Genomic DNA, 22314 nt, shown 5'->3' with positions numbered 1-22314 from the left:
CCATGACTGATCAAAACCACTCCTTCAAAAACCAACCTTTCAATTTTGAAGATATTTTACTTTGTCTTTTAGATTTATTATTTCCTTTCTTTAATTTATTAAATTTTTGCTGTTCATGTTTATAAAGAACAAGACCAAGAGCCGAGGAAAACTTAGGATCAATATATTCCTCCCCAACTCCATTAATATTCATTGGAAATCCTATTCTTGATGGATACTTAAATATCTCTTCTGTTAAATTAGAAATGCCAGAAAACAAAACTCCCCCTCCAGTTAAAACAATTCCTCCATTAATCTTATTATAAAGTCCTCTCTTTACTATTTCGGCTTTTATAATTTCAAAGATTTCACTTAGCCTTGAATTAATAATTATAGCCAACTCTTTTCTACTCTTTTCTTGAGGTGGTCTAGTGCCAAGATTAGGAATAATAACACTCTCCATTTGACTCTCAAGAGCAGCAATATGGGCAACTCCAGCAGTTATTTTAATATTCTCAGCAACATCTTCAGGAACCTTCCAAACTTGTGCAATATCAAGAGTCACTCTATTTGCACCTATAGGAATCACGCCTGTATAATAAGGAGAACCATCGATATAAAGAATTATATCGGTTGTACCTTTGCCCATATCAACAAACAAAACTCCCATCTCACGCTCTTCTTTAGACAAGGTGGCATAAGATGAAGCCAAACTTCCAAGCACAACCTCATCAACAGAAAACCCTGCTCGATTTACACATCTAACTAAATTTTGACTTGAAGAACTAGATCCCGTAATAATATGCACTTCACCTTCAAGGCGAATTCCCATCATATCTATTGGATTTTTGATATGAGGAATTCCATCAACAATAAACTCTTGAGGAATTACATGTAAAATCTCTCTATCCATTGGAATCACAATTGCCTTAGCAGCCTCAATAACACGTTCAACATCCTCATTATCAATCTCTCTGGTTTTTGAATTTATTGCCACAACTCCACGAGAATTAGTACCCTCAATGCTACTGCCTGACATAGAAACAGAAAGAGTAGCAATATCACACCCAGAAATAAGTTCAGCAGCCTCAATAGAATTTGATATTGAATCAAGAGCTGCTTCAATATTAATTAGAACTCCTTTTCTCACACCTCTTGATACACTAGTGCCTATACCAACTATTTCCAATTGATTATTCAAATTAACCTCAGCTACAACAGTACAAATCTTTGAAGTTCCAACATCTAATCCGACTATCAAATCCCTAGACACTAATCTTCTCCTAACAAAATAATATCACCACTTCTCAAATCAACAGTAACAAATCTATCCTTAAGTAAATGAGATATCATGAATACCTTATGCATCACACTTATTAAATCCATATCCATTGTTATTAATATCTTATTATATATACTTTTTATATACAAAATAATCTTGTAATCATAGAAATTCAACTTTAAAAAATTAATTTCTGATATTAAATTATACAAGGTATTTTGATTTATTTTAACATAATTAAGGTTCTTTATAATAGTTAACATCCCATCTTCCAAAAAATCACCAACTTCACTCCCACCTAAATTCAGTCCACTAATTATAGGCAAATCATAAATTAAATTTTTAGATTTTTCTAAAATAATACCATCTGAGGCAATAAAATAATAAATAAAACCACCATCAATATTCTCATAAGCAGTAACTATAGGAACTCGTTTTTCAATATTAATGCTAATCATATTAGGAAATCTAAGCTCTATTGTAACATTCTTTACTCTTAAATCTTTCATAATATTACTCCTGTAAACACTAATATCGGCATTATAATAATAAGTATTAGGTTTAATTCCCGAAATATTTAATATATCTTCCTTAGAAATATGAATATCATCATTAAAACTAATATACCTAATTAAAAAATAAGGAGAAATAAAAATAATAAAAATAATCTCAAATAATATGAAAGACATCACTATGTAAATATAAACAACCAAAATTTTTCTATAAATCATCATAAATTTAAGATTATAGTGTTACCTCTAACACTATTTACTCTCAATATCTCCTGAAACATTTGCAATAAGCCCAGAAAGCGCCATAGTAACAACAATAGAAGAACCACCTGCTGAAAAGAATGGCAAATTTATACCTGTGGGGGGCAAAAGACCAATTGCAATTAAAATATTCATGATACTTTGAAGAAAAATTGTAAGACTTGAAATAAATGCAATAAAAAATTTAAACTTGGTCTTAGCATAAATAGCAATAAAATACCCAAAACAAAAAAACAAAAAAAATAATATAATAGCAAAACAAATTCCAAAAAATCCCAACTCTTCTCCAAGCACAGAAAAAATAAAATCAGAATTGGCCTCTGGCAACCTTCCAAGCTTGATTTCACCCATTCCAAGACCCTTACCTAAAAGACCACCACTCTTTAAAGCATTAAGTGATGCTATTATTTGATACCCCTTTCCCAAAGGATCATCATAAGGATTTAAAAATGCAAAAATTCGTACAACTCTATAAGGTTCAAATAACAAAAAAAGCATGGAAATGGGAATAAAAGTAAATAAAATAGCAAAAATATATCCTAATGGCATTCCAGCAACAAATAAAACAATAAAAAAAAGAATAGCAAAATAAATAGCTGTTGAATAATCATTTTGTAAAATTATAAGCAACCAAAAAATACCAAAAATCAACATAGGCTTAATCCAATAAGAAACATGATTATCTGATTTTAATTTAAACTTACTCAAATAACTTGCAAGATAAATCGTAAAAGAAACCTTAAAAATCTCTGATGGTTGAATACTAATTCCCTTAAAAAATATCCACCTTTGTGCTCCAGAAACACTAGGAGAGAGAAAAGTTGCCAAAACCAATACAAAAGTTATAAGCAATATAACAAAAACCGTTTCTTTTAAAAAATCTAAAGAAATCTTTAAAAAAACAAAAAATACAATAGCACTTAAAAAAAGATATTTAAGACGCATCAGAAATAAAAAATTGGGATCTCCCGTAAGTTCTAAACTTAAAAAAAATGAAGACGTATAAAATACAACAAGACCATAAGCAATAAGTGAAAATAAAACAATAAAATAACATTTTCTAAGAGAAGTTTTCTCTACAAACATAACTCTTAATCTAGATTTTTATCTAATCTTAATAGTACTCAAAGCAAGTATAGCAAATATTAAACCTATTATCCAAAATCTAATAACAACTTGCATCTCAGACCACCCAAGTTCCTCAAAATGATGATGAAGTGGTGCCATTTTAAATACCCTTTTTTTAGTTTTCTTATAAACCACAACTTGAATAATTACAGACAAAGTCTCTAAAACAAAAACTCCTGCAAGAATTGCAAAAATAATTTCACTCTTTAAAACCAAAGCTACCATTCCAAGCACTGCACCTATTGACAGACTGCCAGTATCACCCATCATTATTTTAGCAGGATATGCATTAAACCACAAAAATCCAAAACTACCTCCAAGCAACGCCCCAAGAAATATTACAAGTTCTTCACAACCCTTAATATTTGGAATATTTAAATACAATGCAAAATCAACTCTACTTGTAAGATATGCAATTATCATCAAAGCACCAGTTACAACAATGCTAAGTCCAATAGCAAGTCCATCAAGTCCATCTGTCAAATTAAAAGAATTAGACGCAGATATTAAAACAAACATTCCAAATGGAATATACAAAATTCCCAAATCTAATTTGAGAGATTTAAAAAACGGAAAATAAATTATACTAACATGTTCTCCACCAAAATAATAAAGAATAGCAACTGAAATACAAGAAAATAATACTTGCCCATAAATCTTAAATCTAGGATTAAGTCCATCCGAATTTTTTCTTTTTATTTTAAGTAAATCATCCATAAATCCCAAACATGCAAAACTAAGCATAACAAAGAGTACAATTAAAAAATAAACATTTAAAAAATGAATCCAAAAAAACAAAGAAACTAAAACACAAAAAAAAATAAGAATACCACCCATAGTAGGAATTCCAATTTTTTCACTTAAATGACGTTTTGGCCCATCTTCTCTTAAAATTTGATCCAATTTTAATTTTTTAAGTCTTGCGATAATAAATGGACCAAAAATTAAAGCAAGTAAAAATGCAAAAATAGTAGCATAAGCGGCTCTAAAAGTAATATATTTCAGCAATCTAAGCCCTAAAAGACAAAACATAAAACCCCCATAATTCAAAGATAGTCAAAAATTCTCTCAAGCCTATTGGACCTTGAACCTTTAATTGCAATAAAACACCCAGCTTCTAAAGCTTTCATAAAACGATCAATAAAACTTTCAAAATTATTAAAGTAAAATAAATTATCTGAAGTTAAATTTTCAATTCTCTTAACTTCTTGAAATTCTTCACCAATTAAAAACACTTTATCAAAATTCATCAAAATAACTTCTTCAATAGCCGTTTTATGAACTTCATATGCAAATTTTCCAAGTTCTTTAAAAGACCCAAGAACAATAATTTTTTTATCCCTAATTTCAAGATCTAAAATCATTTCTTTTAAAGCCATAAATGAACTTAAATTACCATTATAAGAATCATTTAAAATTAAATAATCTTTTACCCTTATAAGCTCTGCCCTACCCTTTGGAAAATCAGCATGCAATAAACCATTACGAATTTCATTTTCACTAAGTCCAAGAAGCAAAGCTAATTTCACACAAGATATTGCATTAAAAATATTATGTTTACCGGGTAATAAAATGGAATAATCACATCCTTTATAAGTAAAATCATAAGAAAATTTATCATTCACAAACGAAAATGATCTAATCTTAAGATTATGAAACTCAAAATAAAAAATATTAATATCTGGATTTAAAGATTGAGCCACTTCTTTCAAATACACATGATAAGGACAACTTTCATTTAAAATTAACATCCGAGTATTTTCTGTCATAATTTTACTCTTTTCACAAGCAACAATTTCGAGCTCCTCAAAAGCTTGCATATGAGCATAACTAACATTTGTTACAATGACAATCTCGGGATTTAATATTCCAGCAAGAATATCCATCTCCCCAACATAACTAATTCCCACTTCAAAAACAGCATACTCCTCATCTCCCCTAGTCCTTAAAATGCTTAAAGGCAGTCCAATATCCGAATTTAAATTTCCCCAAGTTTTACAAGTCTTATATCTCTCTGACAATATGCTACAAAGCATTTCTTTTGTTGTAGTTTTTCCATTACTACCCGTAATAGCTATTCTTTTAAAACGTGCTTTTTTAATAAAATGAGCTGCTAAATTTTGAAGACAACTCACAACATTACTGGTTAGTAAAAAAATTAAATCATTATCTCTATTTAAGTACTTAACACAAAAAGGTTCACAATCTTTAGAACATACAAAACATTTAACACCAATAGCAATTAAATACTCAACAAAAGAAAATCCATCTACTCTATCACCTTTATAAGCAAAATAAAGACTAACTCCACTATTTTTTGAATTTATCTCACGACTGTCAAGTGAGTAAAATGATACAATTCTTTGCACATTACGTACATCCCCAACAAATCTAACATCCCCTAGAGAATCTAAAATATCTTTAATTTTTATATGCACCAAGTACCCTCATCAGATATTGTCATTTAATAACATTGATATCTTTATTATCTTTTTTTTCTAAATCTAAATAATTTTGACTAAGATCTTCTATTCTCTCAATACTTTGAAGTTCATATATTATGGTCAACAATCTAAGATTTTCATCAATAATATCATTTTGTTCATTACTTAATTCATCAAATTCACGCAACTTCACAACATAGCTAAAATTGAGATAGATATTTAAACATAGTATAATAGTTAACATTAGAATCAATAAACAGTAAAATCCAATCTCAAATCGTTTAATATCACTCATACAGTCTTTTTATGGCTCTAAGCTTAGCACTCCTTGATGCATTATTGCATTGCTTCTCTTTAAAACCTGCAGTTATAGGTTTTTTAGTAAGTGTGCAATACTGTTCTTTGTCTAAACTTTTAAAAAATTCTTTTACAATTTTATCTTCCAAAGAATGAAATGTAATAATGGCCAAAATCCCATTCTTTGACAAATTTTGTACCCATAATGGCAAACTTTTCTTCAAGCGAACAAGCTCATCATTTACACAAATTCTTAATGCTTGAAAAGTTTTGGTCGCTGGGTTTATTTTAAATTTTCTATTAGGATAAGCTTTACAAATTATTTTCTGAAGTTCTTTTGTGGTCTGAATTTTATTAACTTTCCTATACTCTAATATAGCTCTAACAATTCTTCTAGAATAATATTCGCCACCCAACTCATAAATCAAGTCTTCAAGTTTTTTTTTATCGAAAGTATTAACAATATCATAAGCACTAAGACCCCCCTCAACAGGACAAAGTCTCATATCTAATTTTTCATCTTCCAAAAAAGAAAATCCTCTGCCACTCATTTTGTAATGAAACATAGAAATACCAAGATCAGCTAAAATAAAATTAACTCTACCATGTAAAGGATATTGACCAAAGAAATCATCAAACCAAGCATTAAAATATGAAATTTTTCCATCAAATTCCACAAGTGATTCTTTTGCCTTATTTAAAATAATATAATCTCTTTCAATTCCAACCACATGAATATTACGATACTTACCAAGCACAGCCTTTGAATGACCACCTTCTCCAATAGTACAATCAACAAAAACAAACCCATCATCTACATATATAGTCTCTACAAGGTCAATAATGTCATCAACAAGAACAGGAATATGGCAAACATTATCCATTAAGTGTAAACCTGTAAGTTAAACTATTATTAACATTATAAACACTTCCATATTTGATCTTAATTTCATTGATACCACTAGTAAATTCAAGATTATCTATCTTAATGCTTCCATTATCTCGTTTTATATTGAAAACATCTAAATTATAATTTTGACTTCTAGAAATAACGTATGAATTACCATTTAAAGACATACTTTGAAAATCAGCACGAAAAACACTATTGTTATTTAAAAACACTTCAAAATAATAAATATTACTAAGAACTTTTGAATTGCCAACCTCCCTTTTTGAAAAATTTAAAACAAGAGTATAATCCCCAAGCTCCAAATCCAGATCTACAACACCTTCCTTTAATGCAAACATAATATTATCCTTACCTTCCAAAAAAAGCTCAGACACAACAAAAGAAGACACAATATTCAAATTGTCTCTATTTTTTATAACAAATAAAGGATTAATTATCTGACCAATATGCTGATCAATTACCACCACATCAAAAACTTTATTATCATTCAGAAAAACCTGATTGTCCTTATAAACAAAATCACCAAAAAGTTCCAAATTAAAACCCAAGTCTTTATCCAAAAGAATTAAAACACTCTTATCATATTCATTTACCTTATTTTTATAGTATAAGATTTTATAATTATTTGAAAAAACAGAAAAATGAGTACCCAAAGCTCTCAATTTTATTCCAATATTTAAAGCATCATCTTTAATTTCTCCAAAATCACTAATCAAATCAAATTTTTCACCCTTCCCAAATTCGAGAAATGAATACAAATTAGATACAACAAATAAAAAAAGAAAAACAATCTTCATGATTCTACAGCCCCAAATATTTTAAATCATTCTTATCATTAAAATATAAAATTCCTTTATCAAATTCAATATACGATCTTATCCTGTCTTTAAAAAAGATATTATCAAATAAATTATAAGAATCTACAGAATAAGTTCTTATATTGATCATACTACTACTTAAATCATAAAAATATACTCTATATACATTAGATAAAGAATCGTAACAGGCTTTCAAAACAGAATTTTCATTATTAATTCTAAAAGTTCGACCACTCCTAACATTAAGTATTAAAAATGAATCTACGGTCTTAACAAACAAATTATAAAATTTATCTATCTTCAAAAAAGGATTAAAATCTTTAAGCTTTAAATCTGTCACATACAAGACTTGATTATATCCATTTTCTAAATTAATCACTTCCAAAGAATAAAGCTCATTCTGTCTTAAAATACATAAATATTTATTATCAAAGCTTAATTTAACACATATAATTGGCAAAAAACCACGATCTAACAAATCACCACTATAAATCATCTTACCATGCTTATATACATAAGTATTTCCATCAGAAAGTCCCACAACCAAAACATCATTATTATAATCAACACTCAATATTGAAGCTACAAACTTAAAAGATGAAATTTGATTTCCATCTTCTCCATAAACTTCCAAAATTTTATACAAATTATTTAAAGCAAAAATAGCATTACCTTTCGTAAAGACAAGATCTCTATATGATAAGGAAAACAAAAATTTATCTGTTTTTTTAGAATATACAGAATAACTATTTTGAAACTTACCAAGCACATAATAAAGTTCTGAAACACTTACTAAACGATCACTTAAAACATGATAATAGTATTTATCTAAATCTAAATTTAAAATTTGATCTTGAACAAAAACAATATTATTTGAAGGCATCTCAACCAAACCATCATATTTTGAAAAATGACTAAACTTATAAGAAACCGAAATACCAATCTTTGATTGAAATAAAGAATTGAGCAATATTATAAATATCAATAAAAAAAACGACAACAAAAAAAATCTAATTTTTCTAAATCCCGTTAAATCTTCTCTATAAAGATCCATCTTTATTATATCCTCTTCCCCCAATTTAATTATTTATTTCTGCTCAAATCTGACTGAAATTTAACAGACCAAACTTCATGAAATTTTGAAAATTTTTCAGCCATTTCCTTTTGAGCAGTAACTGTAGCTAAAATTTTTCCAGCCTGAATATAATTTAAAATTTCTTCTGATAATCCATAAGCCCCATTTGCTTCATATCTTGCTCTCAATAAGAATGCTCCTTCTTCTAATAGTTCTAGAGATTTAACTAGATGTGATAACTGGGCCTTATAAAAAGGACTATCAATAACCAAGTTTTTTGCTAAATTTTTAAAGTCAATAAAATTTTTAGCTAAAATAATAAACTTAAGATATATATCTTCCAAGAAAAGAATCGATTTGGAATCACCTTTACTAAAATATATTCCCAAATCAATAAGGTATCCCAATTTTCTAATAATTAAAAATCTCTCTTCAGGATTCAAATCAATAACAGATTCGATTGACATAAGCTCACTAATAGAAATAAGCAAAATCGGACTTACAAATGATGACAAATCAGAAATAAAACTAAAAAGATTTGTTCGAAAATCATAATTAACCTTTAACCTAGGTCTTGTATAAAAGTAGTTTAACGACAAAATATAACTGAGAACATTTAAATTTAAATTAATATAACTAACGGTGACACTTGAACTTGACCCAACCTTACCTAACTTTTTTATACTTTTTATTTCATTTAAAGTTTGCAAAATAAGATCATCAATAAACAAAATTTTGTGATAATTTTCATTATGCACTAGATCCATAAATACCTACACTTGTAATCAATTATTACTTTTCAAAAGCTCTTCTGCATGCCTAAAGCTAATATCATTAATGTGACCACTTAGCATTCTAGCAATCTCTAAAGCACGCTTATCGCCCAATAACAAAGAAGCCTGAACATAGGTCTTCTCTTTAATCCACTCTTTTTTTACTAAAATATGAAAGTCCGAAAGGCTTGCAATATTAGCAAGACGAGTGACAACAAATATCTGCATATCTTTTGATAAATCCTTCAAATACTTACCCAAACTAACACCAGATTCACCTCCTATGCCAGAATCAATTTCATCAAATATTATAAGTTTATTATCATCAGTATTTTGAATACTTTTAATAGCCAAAATTATTCTTGAAATCTCACCTCCATATGCAACTTTATATATTGGCTGTGCTTTTAAACCAATATTACTAGAAATCAAAAATTTCACATCATCTATACCTGTTGGTTTCATTTTACCTTCAGATATTGATACAAAGAATTTTGCATTACTCATATTAAGTTTATGCAACACTGCAGTTACCTCGGACCCAAATTTTAATGCAGCTGTTTTTCTAATATCTGAAATATCAAATGCCAATTTTTCTAAATTTTTAAACAAACTATTTAATTTTTGTTCTATAGCTAATTTTTCAGCTTCAAAATCAAATGACAAATTAATAATCTCACTACACCTCTTTCTTAATGCAATAACATCCCCAAGACTTGGTCCATATTTTCTCTTAAGACGAGAGAGAGAATATAAACGCGCTTCTATCAATTCATGTTCACCCTCATCATAAACTCTTTCAAAAAAACACCTACTATAAGCTTGACCAACATCTTCAAGCTCATAGCAAGAATTTCTCAGACGATTTTCAAGTTCAAAGTAACTAGCATTTATTCCTGCAAGATATTCAGCATCATAAATCACTTCCTTTATTTCACTTAAAGCAGAAACACTATTATCCAAGCTTAAAACACTTCTTAAGTTTAAAAGTGAACTACATATAGCTTTACAACTTTTAAGTTCATTCAATTTTATATTTAAGATTTCATCCTCATTAACCTTAGGACTAACAAAATCTATTTCATTAATTATGCTTTCACATTTCTCTCTATTATCATTATGCAATTTTTGTTTTAAAACAAAACCATCATAATCATTTAAATACGCAATATACGACTCATACTCCAATTTATATGCTTCTAATTTAACACCTAAATTGGCATAATGATCCAAAATCTTAAGATTATTTAAAGGATTTTGAAAAATCCAATATTCCTGACTTGGAGAATGAACCTCAATTAACATATTAAAAAGCGGCTTTAACACAGAATTAGAAATTGGCTCATCATTAATATAATAATTACTTAAAATTACATTAAAAGACTCAAATATTATTACTCTCTTGATAATAATAAAATCCTCCACCAAAATTCCTTTAAGATACAAATAATCTCTAACATCATCATTTGCTTTAAATTTAGCAAGCAAAACACCTCTACGCTCTCCATCAGTAATTATATTATTCTTAATTTTTCCACCAAATAAATAATAAAGCGAAGACAACAATAAACTCTTTCCACTACCAGATTCACCCGTAAGTGCAACTAACCCCATATTTAACCTAATAGATACCTCTTTAATTAAAATAAAATTTTTTATAAAAAGTTCAATCAACATACAAAACTTCAAAATAAATTATCTTTAACATTATAAAATCCATACTTTATAATAACTTATTTTTAAGTCTTCTAACAAAAGTATCTGTACAAAATGAGGCAAAACGTAAACTTTTATTAGCAAGTCCCAATTCAAAAACAATTTCAACTCCAAATATACCAATACTAATACCATCAATAAAAATTGATGCTGAATTTAATGAATATCCTTTTTGAAATGCAAGCGAAAGTTTACTTTTACTTGAAAAAACAAAAGAACGATTATAAACAGAATGCGGTGAAATGGGGGTTAAAATAAAAGCCTGAAGATCCGACTCTAAAATAGCTCCTCCCGATGAAAAAGAATATCCCGTTGATCCTGTTGGAGTTGCAAATATTACTCCATCACTTTTATATGAAAGGAAATCTTCTGAATTAACTTTAAGATTTACATAAATCAATTTATTAAGAACACTAGAACGAATAATTACATCATTTAAAGCATATTTAGTAAACAAATCATTCCCATCTTCATAAGCACTAATACGAAGTAGATATTTTTTATGAATAACTAAAGAATTATCAAAAAACTTATCTATAACATCTTTAAAATCTCTAGGTTTTATATCTGCTAAAAATCCCACCTTACCCAAATTAATTGAAATAATTGGAATATCAATATCATTTTTTAAAAGTAAGTTACTGGCTAATAAAACTGTACCATCTCCACCCAAAGTTACTGCAAAAAGTAAATTATCTTTATTTGATATATTAAACAAAGACTCATCCATTCCTGCAAATAAACTTAAAACACCATACTTAAATTCAAGATATTTTTGTATTTCAAAAGCAAGAATCTCAGCATCTGAATTTGAATAATTTATGTAAATTAAAACCTCACTCTTCATTATTCCCCTTATATGGAATCTTTTCAAACTCACTCTTATCAAAGATGCGTTCAATATCAATTAAAATCAAATACTCACTCTCAAAATTTTCTTCTTCATCAATTTTAACAACACCAGATATGTACTTCTTATCTAAAGTTTGCAACGTTGCAGGAGGTTCTTGAATTTTGGAAACATTAAAACTAATAACCTTTAAAACTTTATCTACAAATATTCCCAAAAGCTTATTTTGAATATTTACTATCAAATAACCTACCAAAAGCTTATCTTCTTCTGTGGCATAAACGGAAGGGATATTAAACCTAATATTCAAATTGATCAAAGGAATAACATTCCCTCTAAGATTATAAATACCCGTAATATAATCAGGAACATTGGGTATTGCATAAACACCTTCCAAAGGAACCTTAATCACTTCTTGAATATGATCTATTGAAACGCCATAACTCTCTTTGCCTATTTTAAAACATGCAACTTGTAGAGATTTTTTTTCAATAATTTTATCTTTTACAAACATACCTTAATAACCTTAAAAAATTTCAACATCACTTAAACTTTAACAAAACCTTTGGACAAAAAATAAATCTCAAAGGAATTTTTACGAACAGCTTTAGGCCTAATTTTTTTAACAGATTTAAAACAACTCTTAAGCTTACAAAAAAGCTGCTCTTCTTCACCTCCTTGAAAAACCTTAAGTAATAAATTACCACCTCCCTTCAAACTCATAGAAGCTAACTCAAATATTTTCATATTTAAATTAAACGAATTACTAGTATCAACCAATCTATTACCAGTAGTTTTAGGAGCTGCATCACTTAAAATTAAACTATAAGGCGCAAAAGTCTTAATCTTGTGACAAACCTCATCAAAATATATATTGCCTTTGATGAAATAAAAATTACTATTAAAATTCAAACTTATATCATTAAGATCAACTGCAACAAGCACTCCATTATTCAGATTGGAATAAGCATACTGAGAAAAACTACCAGGCGATGCTCCAATATCTAATATATTACCAGAAGAGAATAAAGAAAATCTTTTGTCAATTTCAATTAATTTATAAACAGACCTAGCAAGATACCCTTCTTTTTTAGCTCTTTGTGAATATTCATCAACAACATCGTACATATTAACTCTCGCAAATACACTTAATCATCATACTTTTTATTATAATTATAATTATGCAAAATAAATCATTTTTAGATAAAATCGAAAAAAATATTAATGATATATTTTCAAAAGATCACTTCCTAAATTTGTTTAAAGACAAAAATTTTAAATTAAAATTTGATATAAAAGAAAATACAATAAATACAATTCAAGCACCAATAATAGAAATAATCAGTAGAGGGGGAAAGCGAATAAGACCAATGCTAATGATTCTATTGGCACATGCACTAGGATATAACGACACAGATACTGAGAATCTATACAAACTAAGTATGCTACTTGAATTACCTCATTCTGGAAGTCTCATTATTGATGACATAGAAGATGGTGCTACTAGAAGACGTGGAAAGCCCGCTGTTCATTTGATTTATGGACTGGATAACAGCATTAACACAGCAAATCTTATTTACTTTTTGCCGGCAAAATTAATACAAAATTCAAATTTAAAGACAAGGCAAAAATTACTAATTTATGAAATTTTTTTTACAACTCTATCAAATCTCCATTTAGGACAAGGAATTGATATTGCATTACATAATGGAACATATATTCCAAATATTGAAGAATATATATCTTTAGTTGAACTTAAAACAAGCTCGCTTTTTGGAATGGCTGGATTTTTAGCAGGAATAATTACAAACAATGATAATCAAGCAAAAAATCTTTACAATACGTTTTTAAATATTGGAACATGTTTCCAAATAATAGATGATATTAAAAATATCAAAGATGGCATTACTGGAAAAGACTTTGGAGACGACCTTATTGAAGGAAAAAAAAGCTTACCAATAATATATTTTTTAAGAGAAAAAAATTTTGATGAAAAAATTATTCACGAACTATCAAAAATCAAAAATCAACCTATAGATAAAGTAAAAGAAAAAATATTACAATTTAGCAATATGATAAACTCATCAAATGCAATTCACAATTCTTCAATTATTGCAATGTCATATCTTAATAAATTTATAGAAGAGTTAAATTCATACACACTGATTACCAAATACAAAGATATGATCATAAAAATTGTAGAAAAAATACGGGAGGATAATTTATGAAAAAATGTACAATAATGCTAATTTGGCTCAATATCATTACTCCTATTTATGCAATAATTCCTACGCAAGATGCAAGTATAAATCAAATAGAAGAACTTTATACAAAATCGATATTACTTAAAGAATTCAAGAAATATAAACAATCTAAAGCACTATTAAAGCAAATTATCAATCAAGATCCAAAACAAGTTGATGCATACTTACTACTCTCAGAAGTAGAATACCTAATGAACAACTGGCTAAAAGCAATTAAACAAACAAACGATTATCTACACATAATTGATTTTAAAGATACAAAAAATTATCTTGACATATCATGGGCATATTTTCTTATTGGAGAATTAGGAAATTCAATGGATTATATAATGCAATTTATTCAAGATAATAAAGAACTACTAAACAATAATATATACGTACTGATTGACACCATTTTAAAAAAAGGATTTTATCATCTAATGCAAGATGAAGATTTAATGTTTAATATAATAATGAATACCATTTTTCAAATAGAAACACATGATGACACCATATTCACAATTTTTTTAAATAATTTGGATATCATTAAACAAATTCCCTTTTATGAATTCAATCAAACTAAAATCAAAGATTTAGAACTGCAAATTAAAACTTTAAGAAAGCTTAAAAATGAAAATAATGATATATCATTAAAACAATTTGGTTTTTCTACAAAGGGCAGCAAATATATTAACCAATATAGCCATATAAAAAGGTAAAGAAAGAGCAAAATAAGAATTAACATAATCCTGAAGATTGAAAAATTTATATTCAATAAATACCATAAAAAATGAACTTGGAAAAACAAGCCAAGGATTTGCAAACGCAATATATAATATACAAATAGCAAGCCAACCATTATTCAATCCCAAATCATAAGAATAAACATTAAAATTTATAGCAAGTAAAGAACCTGCAATGCTTGCTGATATTACAGATACAAAAATTGCAAAAGACTTAAAATAATTACTAATTTGCTCACCTAATACGTTTTCATAGTCATTTGAACGAATAAATTCAAATACCACTCTAACTTTTGAATAATTGATCACATAAATAGTCAAACTTAAAAAAACGAAAAAAAATATAACAAAAAAAACAATGGCAATATTATTGGAAATATTTAAACTAAATCCTGGAACAAAGTTAAAATTGGCTCTCATTAACACTTTAACTAAGAAATAACACAATATATTAATTCCTATACCCGCTATAAAAATGTTATAACCATTTTTTACAATAAAAGATAAAAAAAAACCAAAAATCAAATTCATACAAATCATCATAATAACAGAAATAAATATTCCATAACCTAAATATATAAAAAGCGAAGTCAAAAAAACAGATAAAAAAGAAATTCCTTCAATAGATATATTTAAAAGCCCCACTCTCTCAGTATAAAGAATCCCAAGAGCCAAATATGCAAATATTATAGAATGTAAAAAAATACTAAACATTTATTTTCGACCCGTATTAAACAGAAACAATGAAATAAAAATAGAAATGGCTTGATACAAACCAATAAATTCATATTTAAATGAATAATTTATTTTAAGATAATGATTAAATTCATTAAGCATTGCAAAAAACAAACTAAAAAATAAAACATAAATATAATTAAACCCTGAAACCACAGCAACAACAAATCCATTCCAACCAAGTCCAGAGGTTAATCCTAAAAACAAATAATTCTTAAAAAAAATCACAAATATTGAACCTACAAGACCATTTAAAAAAGCACTGGTAAACACTGTACAAAACTTATATTTAAATTCATTAATGCTAAAAAATTTACTTAATGTTTTTCGATCACTTAAGATCTCAAGTTTTAATCCCAAAATAGTTCTCTTATGAATAAATACATAACATCCCCAAATTAAAATGCTCAATAAAAGCAAATATGGCAAAGCAACATCAAGAGCAAATATTTTATTAATACTCCTCGTCTGATTTAAAAGACCATCCGAACCTAAAAGCTTTGATATAAATCCATCTACCAATCTCTGATTTCCATAAGACATTAAAAGACCCGTAAGCATCCCATTGACTCCAAAAAAAAATGTTAATAAAAAAGGAACAATCCCTATGAACCCAACCAACAATGAACTCAGTAACATTATCAATATAAAATTAAAATATGTAAGCCCACAAAAATCACAAAACAAATAAGACAAAAAAGCTCCAAAATAAACATGACCTTCATCACCAAGAGTTAAACTATTACTCTTAGCACAAGTTGAAATTCCCGTTGCTACTAATAATAACAAAATAAAATTCCATAAGATCACTTTTATATAAGAAAAACTAAAAAATTCATTAAAAAAATGACTAATGCATAATACGCTAAGTGAAAATATCAATAAAATATATTCTTTTTTAAATGACTTCATACAAACAACATTTCCTTTAAAGTTGCCTTATCGACACATTTTCTTTCCAATCTCAAGACAACTTCACCTGTTTTTATTGCCAAAATGTCATCAGATAAAAGGAGCAATTCATCTAAATTGGGAGTAATCAGTAGTACAGGCTTTTCATTAGCAAAATTACGAATAAAATTAGACGTTTCAATATATGCCCTACAATCTAAATTACTAAGAGGCGAAAAACAAATTAAAAAGCTCTTTGTAATATATTTTTCTCTAAATAGAGCAAGTCTTTTTAAAGTTCCTCCAGAGAATGCTAAAGATTTAGAATAAAAAGTTTTTAATATCTTACTATCACAATATTCCATATCCTTTTTAAAAAATTTTTGAAGTTTATTAATAGTAGATTGCTTAATAAAAATTTCATTTTCAAAACTCATTATTTTAGCTAAAAAACTATCCAATATAGTAGTGTTGTCAGAAAATAAATTGCCAATTCCTAAAGGCAAAAAACCTGCCTTAAGCTCATCAAAATTAATATGTTCATATCTCCGTCCATTCATTTTTATACATCCTACAAATGGTATATTTCCTAAGAACAACTTTTCCCATGTTTTTATTGCTGCCTCTTCTGCAACAATGCCTAAAACCCCTCTCTTTTTTAAAGAAAAATTGATATCATATTTCCAAAAATCTTCAAAAAACAAATTAAATTTTATAAAATCTTCATTTGAGTCACCACGTTTAACACTTGTAGCAATAAATTTATCGGTAGGTATTCCAAGTTTACTAAGTATAATCTCTTTATTTATTGTCCTAAAACATTTGCCTTCTTGTAAAATAATAAATTCATCACTAAATTGTATGGCATCGCAAATCTCTCTATGCGTAATAAAAAGAGAAGTAATACCCACTCTTTTAAGGTCTTGAAGCAATTTCACAAACTCTTTTGCCTCTTTTTGAGAAAAATAGGCAACACTCTCATCAAAAATAATAATCTTTGCATTTTTTTTAAGGGAAGAAATAATCAGTAAAAAATATATTTCTTTAATATTCAAATCTTGTATCTTTGTCTCTAAATCAAAAACAATATTATAAAATTGTCTAAGCCATTTATAATATCTATAGGTTGCAGATTTATTCATTGGCATAAAAAACTTAGAATCAAACCAATAAATACTAAGATATTCCCAAACCTTCAAGTTCACATTAAGTTTCGGAATTTGTGACACAACATAAATACCGTTACTTTTTGCCACATCCACATTCCAAGTTTTTTGTTTAACATTATTAACAAACACATCACCACTATCAAAACGAATAAGACCAGATATAATTTTCGATAAAGTACTCTTACCTTCCCCATTTCTTCCAATTACAGTTAAAATTTTAGATTCTTCAATTCTTAAATTAACACTATCTAAGATAGGTCTCTCGATATCTGGAAAAGATTTGACTATATTCTTAAACTCTACCATAAATCATTCTAAATCTATTTTGATTTCAGTATCATTCATCTCTTTCATCTTTTCCTCAAGCTTTTCTTTAAGCTTCAAATCTATATTCTCTAAATAAAATTTATTTAACAAATTAAATGAAACCCCCCTTTCTCTAAAACCAAGGACTTTATAAGTTCCATACTGAATCTCACCCCCAATAGCTTTAATCAAAACTTCTTCTAAAAACAACCTTTGATTTGTAATACCTGACCCAATAATATTATCTTTACTATCCAAATAATCTTCACCATCAAAAAGAACAACAAAAACACCATGTTTACGAACTGCTGATAGCACTCCTTTAATAGCCGCCCCAACAATTGGAAGAATTACAGACACCTTTGAATCTAAAATTAAAGATTCAGTCAAAACTTTAACTCTATTACTATCATGCCAATTTCCCAAAGTTCTAAAAAACACCTCTGAATCTAACACTTCTCTAATACCACTTTTAAAATAAGGAAAAATATAATTATTCATAATAGGATATTCTTGTCCAGCAATTAAAGCAACATTCTTATTTACTAAATTTGAATCTTTTAAAAACAAACCAACATAATAACCCAATAAATAAGCTTCTTCTGCAACATTATACGAAAGAGAATACACTTGAGGATTAGTATTCTTAACCAAAGAATCAAAAAGCAAAAATTTAGTGTGGGGATAATTTTTAGAAATTATGTCTATAATTCCTTGCATAGCATTATTTGTTGTTATCAAAAAATCATAATTTTTAGAATTTAATAATTTTTCAAGTAATTCTATCCATTCATGCTGATTAAACCCAGCTTCAAATAATTCAATATCAATATCACTCTTAATACTTTGAAATTCAATTAAAAAATCATACATTGCTTTATAAGAGGGCGAACCACTAACACATCCAGGAATAAATAAAGCAATTTTTTTATTAGATGAAAATTTAAGTTCTCTAACTTTAAAAAAATTAATATAAACAAATAATGATAAACAAACTAATGAAATAGAAACCCAAAAAATTCTAAAGAAAAAAGCTCTACTCACAAAAATAAAACACCTTTTTCTCATAAAATACAACAAATCCTGATACTATAATAAAAAAATGGAACAAAATTAAAAACTTCACACTCACAACACACCAATCATTTTCATAAAAAGCTTCTTTGTAAAAAGATATCATAAATCCACTATTACGTCCAACTTTACAGCCAATTTTGCCTAAATTTAAGTAAAAATATCAATATCAAAAAGACAAAAAGTTCATCTATAAATTCAACATCAAATAAAGAAAAGACAAATTTTATTAAAGCTTAAAAAGCTTACTATATATTGCAAATTAAATTTTTAATTTCTTATTTCAAAAGCATTTTTAAATATTAAAATTCTTTGGGAGTTAATAAATAAAATTCATTAACACTCAAATTACTAGGAAGATCACCATTTGTACGAATTAAATACATTTTAAAAGCATGAATTGTCTTAAAAAATTTCTTTGATAGAGCTGATCTATTTTTTTTATAATTTTCAAAAAATTTCAAAACAGATCCATGAACAACCACTTGAGCAAACATATCAGAAGTATGTTTAACAATATCTTCTATAAAAAAGAAAACATTGGCCAAATAAATAAAATTATTAAAAAGAATACCCATTCTTCCCTTTAAATAATTAACATCATTTATCATATCAACCCTATTGCCTAAAGTATAATTTTTATCCTCCAAGCTCCATTTAGAATATATGACATTAAATTTAGGATCTCTTACTAAATAATCGTATACAAAATCAAATCTAAAGCTATCCTCAACATAATTTGAAAATACATAAGTTGAACGCTTATTATTTAGAGCAATAAAGTTTTTACGAGACATTTCTTTTAAATTTTGAATCACATTTTGTGGCACAGTATCACTAGTCTTATACAAAAAAGAATTATTATCCCAAAGTAAAATACTAGTGTTTGCTAAAGCCCAATACGCATCCTTATTGTAATGTTTAAGAACACCATCAAAAACACTGACAAAATAACTATTAAAATATTCACAATTGACATAAAATTTCGCCGGAGCATCTGTTTTAAAAAAATAATTATTAACATCAACAGACAATGAAGAACCTGGAACAACTTTATAAATTATCACATCTAAACTTCCCTTAAATAAATATATTTTTGCATCTTGCATATCTTTAAGAGAAGAATAACAAACAAGACTATTAGTGTTAGAATGCAAGGTCAAATCTGCCTCAATGCCATTTATTCCATATAAGTTTATTTTGATCTTAGAATTATTACCCACCTCAATAAAATCATATTCAAAAATTTCATCTCCCAAGTCCAATGTAACAGAAACAGAATTTCGTATAACATTGATTTGTCCTTCCATTTCCTTAATAGATGCTATTTGAGAAAATAATATTACTTGAGAGAAGAACAATAAAAGAACAACAATATATAATTTCAAAACCAAATTTCCCTTTTAGACAAACTCTTATAATTTTTATTATACCTTTTTTAAAGAGATTTATTAACTTTAACAAAAATGAAAAATACGTTATAATTCATCAAAAAGGATAAAAAATGATATTTTATGCTGAGCCTATTCTTTTCAAGAATCTAAGGCATTAGAAAAGTTGCACCGTGTGTAGCCAATTTTATATCAAAAGGATGTACTTATGACAAAAAAAAACAAACTTTTATTTTTAATATTATCTATATTTACACTTGTCCTAGCTTCATGCCAAACTACACCTCAAGAAGAAAAATGTGTAGAACCCATAATTTTTAAGGCAGATTAAAAATGAAAATTAAAACATTGATTGAATAAAAATTAAACATAATATGCAACAAAAAATTGTATAATACCAAATTGTGTAATAAGATACTACTTAGAGACTTTATACAATGATAAAGATTGTATTTAAAGGGTAAAGTTTTTAGTTTTATGTAATCAATATCACATAAAAAGGATGTATTTATGATAAAAAAAAGCAAATTATTATTTTTGATGTTATTTGTATTTGCTCTTTCCCTAATTTCATGTAAAAGCACACCAGAAGATCACAAAAATGACAATTCCAAGATCTCAATTAAGGAAACTGGAGATATAAAAAAAGACATTGAAGAAATGAAAAATGGAGTTATCAGAGAAAGGGGCAATTTATTTTATTCTAAAGAATTTAATGAAGCTGAAAAGCTTGAAAACAAAATGAATGATAAATTTTCAGAGGGAATATTTGAGGAAGGCAATGAACTCGCCCTAAAAGTCTTAGAACGATACAGAAATATTGTAAGAGATACAATAGAAAAGAAAGAAAAAATAAATTATTTAAAAGAAAACATTGAAAAATATTTAAATGATGCTGAACTTAATGAAGCATACATATGGATTCCATTAGAAATCGATGAAGTAAATAATTTATATTTTGAGGCAACACGAAAATACAAAATGTATGATATCGAAAGCGCTCTTGGAATGTATAGCAAAGCATTTACCAAAGCACAACAAACGGCAAAAAAAGCAAAAGAAGCAAGAGCTCTTCAAGAAACAGAAGAAAGGATGTATAAACAATTAAAAGCATTGGAAGCAGCTTCTAATCTCCCTATTTATAACAATGACAAACTTATTAAGCCATCACCATGGAATGGGAGAAGCTTACTTAAAGACAAGCATGAAAAAATCAATCTCTTAGATTCTCAAGTTGACACTTATTTACTTGGACAAATAGATGCATTAGTATTACCTTATGAAGAGAACATCGAAGAGAACAAACAAACAGAAGCAAGTCAAGTCAAAACACTTCAACTGATTGAAAAAGCCAGACAGCTATGGGAACAAGGACTTGAAGCTAAAAACCTTAATAATTTGCGACTTGCTAACGAATTATTTATAAATTCTGCAAGATATCTAACAGCTTATCAAAGTTATTCAAGTAAAGAACTCTACATAATCAAGCTTGGAAATACATTATGGGGTATTGCTCAAAAATTATATGAAAACCCTTATTTATGGCCAAAAATTTGGTTTGCTAACAGACAAAAAATTCAAAACCCAGATTTAATACTTCAAGATTGGAAAATAATAATTCCTTCTAAATAAAACACAAAAAAAGAAAACGAGTTTACACTTGTTTTCTTTTTTTATATCTAATAAAATTAAGCTAAACATTTCTTATAAGCAAGAG

At 27.4% G+C, this 22314-nt stretch carries 22 protein-coding genes; 3 read left to right on the top strand and 19 right to left on the bottom strand.

Annotated elements, in window-relative coordinates; genetic code table 11:
* Nucleotides 1–10: 10 nt before the first annotated feature.
* The 14 genes from ftsA to U881_RS0108230 are packed head-to-tail and all read right to left on the bottom strand — an operon-like array spanning nucleotide 11 to nucleotide 13173.
* The gene (gene ftsA / locus U881_RS0108295) at nucleotides 11–1252 is read right to left on the bottom strand and encodes a cell division protein FtsA (protein WP_024653964.1); all 1242 of its coding nucleotides are present in this window, start codon (nucleotides 1250–1252) and stop codon (nucleotides 11–13) included.
* Nucleotides 1252–1995 (bottom strand): cell division protein FtsQ/DivIB, encoded by a 744-nt coding sequence (locus U881_RS0108290; RefSeq protein WP_024653963.1) that lies wholly within the window; start codon nucleotides 1993–1995, stop codon nucleotides 1252–1254. The genes ftsA and U881_RS0108290 overlap by 1 nt, the downstream gene beginning before the upstream one ends.
* 30 nt (nucleotides 1996–2025) lie before the next feature.
* On the bottom strand, nucleotides 2026–3120 hold the full coding sequence (gene ftsW, locus U881_RS0108285) for a putative lipid II flippase FtsW (RefSeq protein WP_038364135.1): 1095 nt from the start codon (nucleotides 3118–3120) through the stop codon (nucleotides 2026–2028).
* Between the two features lie 18 nt (nucleotides 3121–3138).
* Nucleotides 3139–4194 (bottom strand): phospho-N-acetylmuramoyl-pentapeptide-transferase, encoded by a 1056-nt coding sequence (gene mraY / locus U881_RS0108280; RefSeq protein ID WP_024653961.1) that lies wholly within the window; start codon nucleotides 4192–4194, stop codon nucleotides 3139–3141.
* Between the two features lie 14 nt (nucleotides 4195–4208).
* Nucleotides 4209–5600: a UDP-N-acetylmuramoyl-tripeptide--D-alanyl-D-alanine ligase gene (gene murF, locus U881_RS0108275; RefSeq protein WP_024653960.1), complete on the bottom strand. Its 1392-nt coding sequence runs from the start codon at nucleotides 5598–5600 to the stop codon at nucleotides 4209–4211.
* Nucleotides 5601–5622: 22 nt separating this feature from the next.
* The gene (locus U881_RS0108270) at nucleotides 5623–5901 is read right to left on the bottom strand and encodes a hypothetical protein (protein ID WP_024653959.1); all 279 of its coding nucleotides are present in this window, start codon (nucleotides 5899–5901) and stop codon (nucleotides 5623–5625) included.
* A complete protein-coding gene (gene rsmH, locus U881_RS0108265) occupies nucleotides 5894–6787 on the bottom strand; it encodes a 16S rRNA (cytosine(1402)-N(4))-methyltransferase RsmH (protein ID WP_024653958.1) in 894 nt (297 codons plus the stop codon). Before rsmH ends, U881_RS0108270 begins: the two co-directional genes overlap by 8 nt.
* On the bottom strand, nucleotides 6780–7610 hold the full coding sequence (locus tag U881_RS0108260) for a hypothetical protein (RefSeq protein ID WP_051374064.1): 831 nt from the start codon (nucleotides 7608–7610) through the stop codon (nucleotides 6780–6782). Before U881_RS0108260 ends, rsmH begins: the two co-directional genes overlap by 8 nt.
* A gap of 4 nt (nucleotides 7611–7614) precedes the next feature.
* The gene (locus tag U881_RS0108255) at nucleotides 7615–8685 is read right to left on the bottom strand and encodes a hypothetical protein (RefSeq protein ID WP_024653956.1); all 1071 of its coding nucleotides are present in this window, start codon (nucleotides 8683–8685) and stop codon (nucleotides 7615–7617) included.
* 29 nt (nucleotides 8686–8714) lie between these two features.
* Nucleotides 8715–9473 (bottom strand): hypothetical protein, encoded by a 759-nt coding sequence (locus tag U881_RS0108250; RefSeq protein ID WP_024653955.1) that lies wholly within the window; start codon nucleotides 9471–9473, stop codon nucleotides 8715–8717.
* Between the two features lie 18 nt (nucleotides 9474–9491).
* Nucleotides 9492–11156 carry a DNA repair protein RecN gene (locus U881_RS0108245; protein ID WP_024653954.1) on the bottom strand — a complete coding sequence of 555 codons (1665 nt, stop codon included), beginning with the start codon at nucleotides 11154–11156 and terminating at the stop codon, nucleotides 9492–9494.
* 46 nt (nucleotides 11157–11202) lie between these two features.
* On the bottom strand, nucleotides 11203–12042 hold the full coding sequence (locus tag U881_RS0108240) for an NAD(+)/NADH kinase (RefSeq protein ID WP_024653953.1): 840 nt from the start codon (nucleotides 12040–12042) through the stop codon (nucleotides 11203–11205).
* On the bottom strand, nucleotides 12032–12559 hold the full coding sequence (locus U881_RS0108235) for a chemotaxis protein CheW (RefSeq protein WP_024653952.1): 528 nt from the start codon (nucleotides 12557–12559) through the stop codon (nucleotides 12032–12034). The genes U881_RS0108240 and U881_RS0108235 overlap by 11 nt, the downstream gene beginning before the upstream one ends.
* A gap of 32 nt (nucleotides 12560–12591) precedes the next feature.
* A complete protein-coding gene (locus tag U881_RS0108230) occupies nucleotides 12592–13173 on the bottom strand; it encodes an SAM-dependent methyltransferase (protein ID WP_024653951.1) in 582 nt (193 codons plus the stop codon).
* 53 nt (nucleotides 13174–13226) lie between these two features.
* Between U881_RS0108230 and U881_RS0108225 the strand changes: the two genes are divergently transcribed.
* On the top strand, nucleotides 13227–14273 hold the full coding sequence (locus U881_RS0108225) for a polyprenyl synthetase family protein (RefSeq protein WP_024653950.1): 1047 nt from the start codon (nucleotides 13227–13229) through the stop codon (nucleotides 14271–14273).
* Complete coding sequence (locus U881_RS0108220; protein WP_024653949.1) at nucleotides 14270–15007, top strand: tetratricopeptide repeat protein; 738 nt, start codon at nucleotides 14270–14272, stop codon at nucleotides 15005–15007. Before U881_RS0108225 ends, U881_RS0108220 begins: the two co-directional genes overlap by 4 nt.
* On the opposite strand, the gene U881_RS0108215 is transcribed toward U881_RS0108220, so the two are convergent.
* From U881_RS0108215 to U881_RS0108195, 5 genes are all read right to left on the bottom strand, one after another.
* Nucleotides 14939–15745, bottom strand: coding sequence for a membrane protein (locus tag U881_RS0108215; protein ID WP_024653948.1), 807 nt, complete (start codon nucleotides 15743–15745; stop codon nucleotides 14939–14941). The two genes, U881_RS0108220 and U881_RS0108215, sit on opposite strands and share 69 nt — an antisense overlap.
* Entirely contained in the window at nucleotides 15746–16678 is a 933-nt protein-coding gene (locus U881_RS0108210) for an ABC transporter permease (RefSeq protein ID WP_024653947.1), read from the bottom strand.
* The gene (locus U881_RS0108205; RefSeq protein WP_024653946.1) at nucleotides 16675–18132 is read right to left on the bottom strand and encodes an ATP-binding cassette domain-containing protein; all 1458 of its coding nucleotides are present in this window, start codon (nucleotides 18130–18132) and stop codon (nucleotides 16675–16677) included. Before U881_RS0108205 ends, U881_RS0108210 begins: the two co-directional genes overlap by 4 nt.
* Before the next feature lie 3 nt (nucleotides 18133–18135).
* Nucleotides 18136–19176, bottom strand: coding sequence for a BMP family ABC transporter substrate-binding protein (locus tag U881_RS0108200; protein ID WP_024653945.1), 1041 nt, complete (start codon nucleotides 19174–19176; stop codon nucleotides 18136–18138).
* A 332-nt stretch (nucleotides 19177–19508) separates the two neighbouring features.
* Nucleotides 19509–20516 (bottom strand): hypothetical protein, encoded by a 1008-nt coding sequence (locus tag U881_RS0108195; protein WP_051374065.1) that lies wholly within the window; start codon nucleotides 20514–20516, stop codon nucleotides 19509–19511.
* A gap of 591 nt (nucleotides 20517–21107) precedes the next feature.
* On the opposite strand from U881_RS0108195, the gene U881_RS0108185 reads away from it, so the two are divergent.
* Nucleotides 21108–22229, top strand: coding sequence for a LysM peptidoglycan-binding domain-containing protein (locus U881_RS0108185; RefSeq protein WP_024653943.1), 1122 nt, complete (start codon nucleotides 21108–21110; stop codon nucleotides 22227–22229).
* The last annotated feature ends 85 nt before the right edge of the window (nucleotides 22230–22314 follow it).

Origin of the sequence: Borrelia persica No12 (genome assembly GCF_000500045.1) — a bacterium.
Classification (GTDB): domain Bacteria; phylum Spirochaetota; class Spirochaetia; order Borreliales; family Borreliaceae; genus Borrelia; species Borrelia persica.
Note: the sequence above shows the minus strand (reverse complement) of the source record. Positions and strands in the feature narration are given on the sequence as shown.

What these genes read in the sequence shown, in the direction of transcription:
- U881_RS0108290 (WP_024653963.1), bottom strand. Translation starts at nt 1,995, where the DNA reads ATGATGATTTATAGAAAAATTTTGGTTGTTTATATTTACATAGTGATG.
- ftsW (WP_038364135.1), bottom strand. Translation starts at nt 3,120, where the DNA reads ATGTTTGTAGAGAAAACTTCTCTTAGAAAATGTTATTTTATTGTTTTA.
- mraY (WP_024653961.1), bottom strand. Translation starts at nt 4,194, where the DNA reads ATGTTTTGTCTTTTAGGGCTTAGATTGCTGAAATATATTACTTTTAGA.
- U881_RS0108270 (WP_024653959.1), bottom strand. Translation starts at nt 5,901, where the DNA reads ATGAGTGATATTAAACGATTTGAGATTGGATTTTACTGTTTATTGATT.
- rsmH (WP_024653958.1), bottom strand. Translation starts at nt 6,787, where the DNA reads ATGGATAATGTTTGCCATATTCCTGTTCTTGTTGATGACATTATTGAC.
- U881_RS0108260 (WP_051374064.1), bottom strand. Translation starts at nt 7,610, where the DNA reads ATGAAGATTGTTTTTCTTTTTTTATTTGTTGTATCTAATTTGTATTCA.
- U881_RS0108255 (WP_024653956.1), bottom strand. Translation starts at nt 8,685, where the DNA reads ATGGATCTTTATAGAGAAGATTTAACGGGATTTAGAAAAATTAGATTT.
- U881_RS0108250 (WP_024653955.1), bottom strand. Translation starts at nt 9,473, where the DNA reads ATGGATCTAGTGCATAATGAAAATTATCACAAAATTTTGTTTATTGAT.
- U881_RS0108245 (WP_024653954.1), bottom strand. Translation starts at nt 11,156, where the DNA reads ATGTTGATTGAACTTTTTATAAAAAATTTTATTTTAATTAAAGAGGTA.
- U881_RS0108240 (WP_024653953.1), bottom strand. Translation starts at nt 12,042, where the DNA reads ATGAAGAGTGAGGTTTTAATTTACATAAATTATTCAAATTCAGATGCT.
- U881_RS0108235 (WP_024653952.1), bottom strand. Translation starts at nt 12,559, where the DNA reads ATGTTTGTAAAAGATAAAATTATTGAAAAAAAATCTCTACAAGTTGCA.
- U881_RS0108230 (WP_024653951.1), bottom strand. Translation starts at nt 13,173, where the DNA reads ATGTACGATGTTGTTGATGAATATTCACAAAGAGCTAAAAAAGAAGGG.
- U881_RS0108225 (WP_024653950.1), top strand. Translation starts at nt 13,227, where the DNA reads ATGCAAAATAAATCATTTTTAGATAAAATCGAAAAAAATATTAATGAT.
- U881_RS0108220 (WP_024653949.1), top strand. Translation starts at nt 14,270, where the DNA reads ATGAAAAAATGTACAATAATGCTAATTTGGCTCAATATCATTACTCCT.
- U881_RS0108215 (WP_024653948.1), bottom strand. Translation starts at nt 15,745, where the DNA reads ATGTTTAGTATTTTTTTACATTCTATAATATTTGCATATTTGGCTCTT.
- U881_RS0108210 (WP_024653947.1), bottom strand. Translation starts at nt 16,678, where the DNA reads ATGAAGTCATTTAAAAAAGAATATATTTTATTGATATTTTCACTTAGC.
- U881_RS0108205 (WP_024653946.1), bottom strand. Translation starts at nt 18,132, where the DNA reads ATGGTAGAGTTTAAGAATATAGTCAAATCTTTTCCAGATATCGAGAGA.
- U881_RS0108195 (WP_051374065.1), bottom strand. Translation starts at nt 20,516, where the DNA reads ATGGAAGGACAAATCAATGTTATACGAAATTCTGTTTCTGTTACATTG.
- U881_RS0108185 (WP_024653943.1), top strand. Translation starts at nt 21,108, where the DNA reads ATGATAAAAAAAAGCAAATTATTATTTTTGATGTTATTTGTATTTGCT.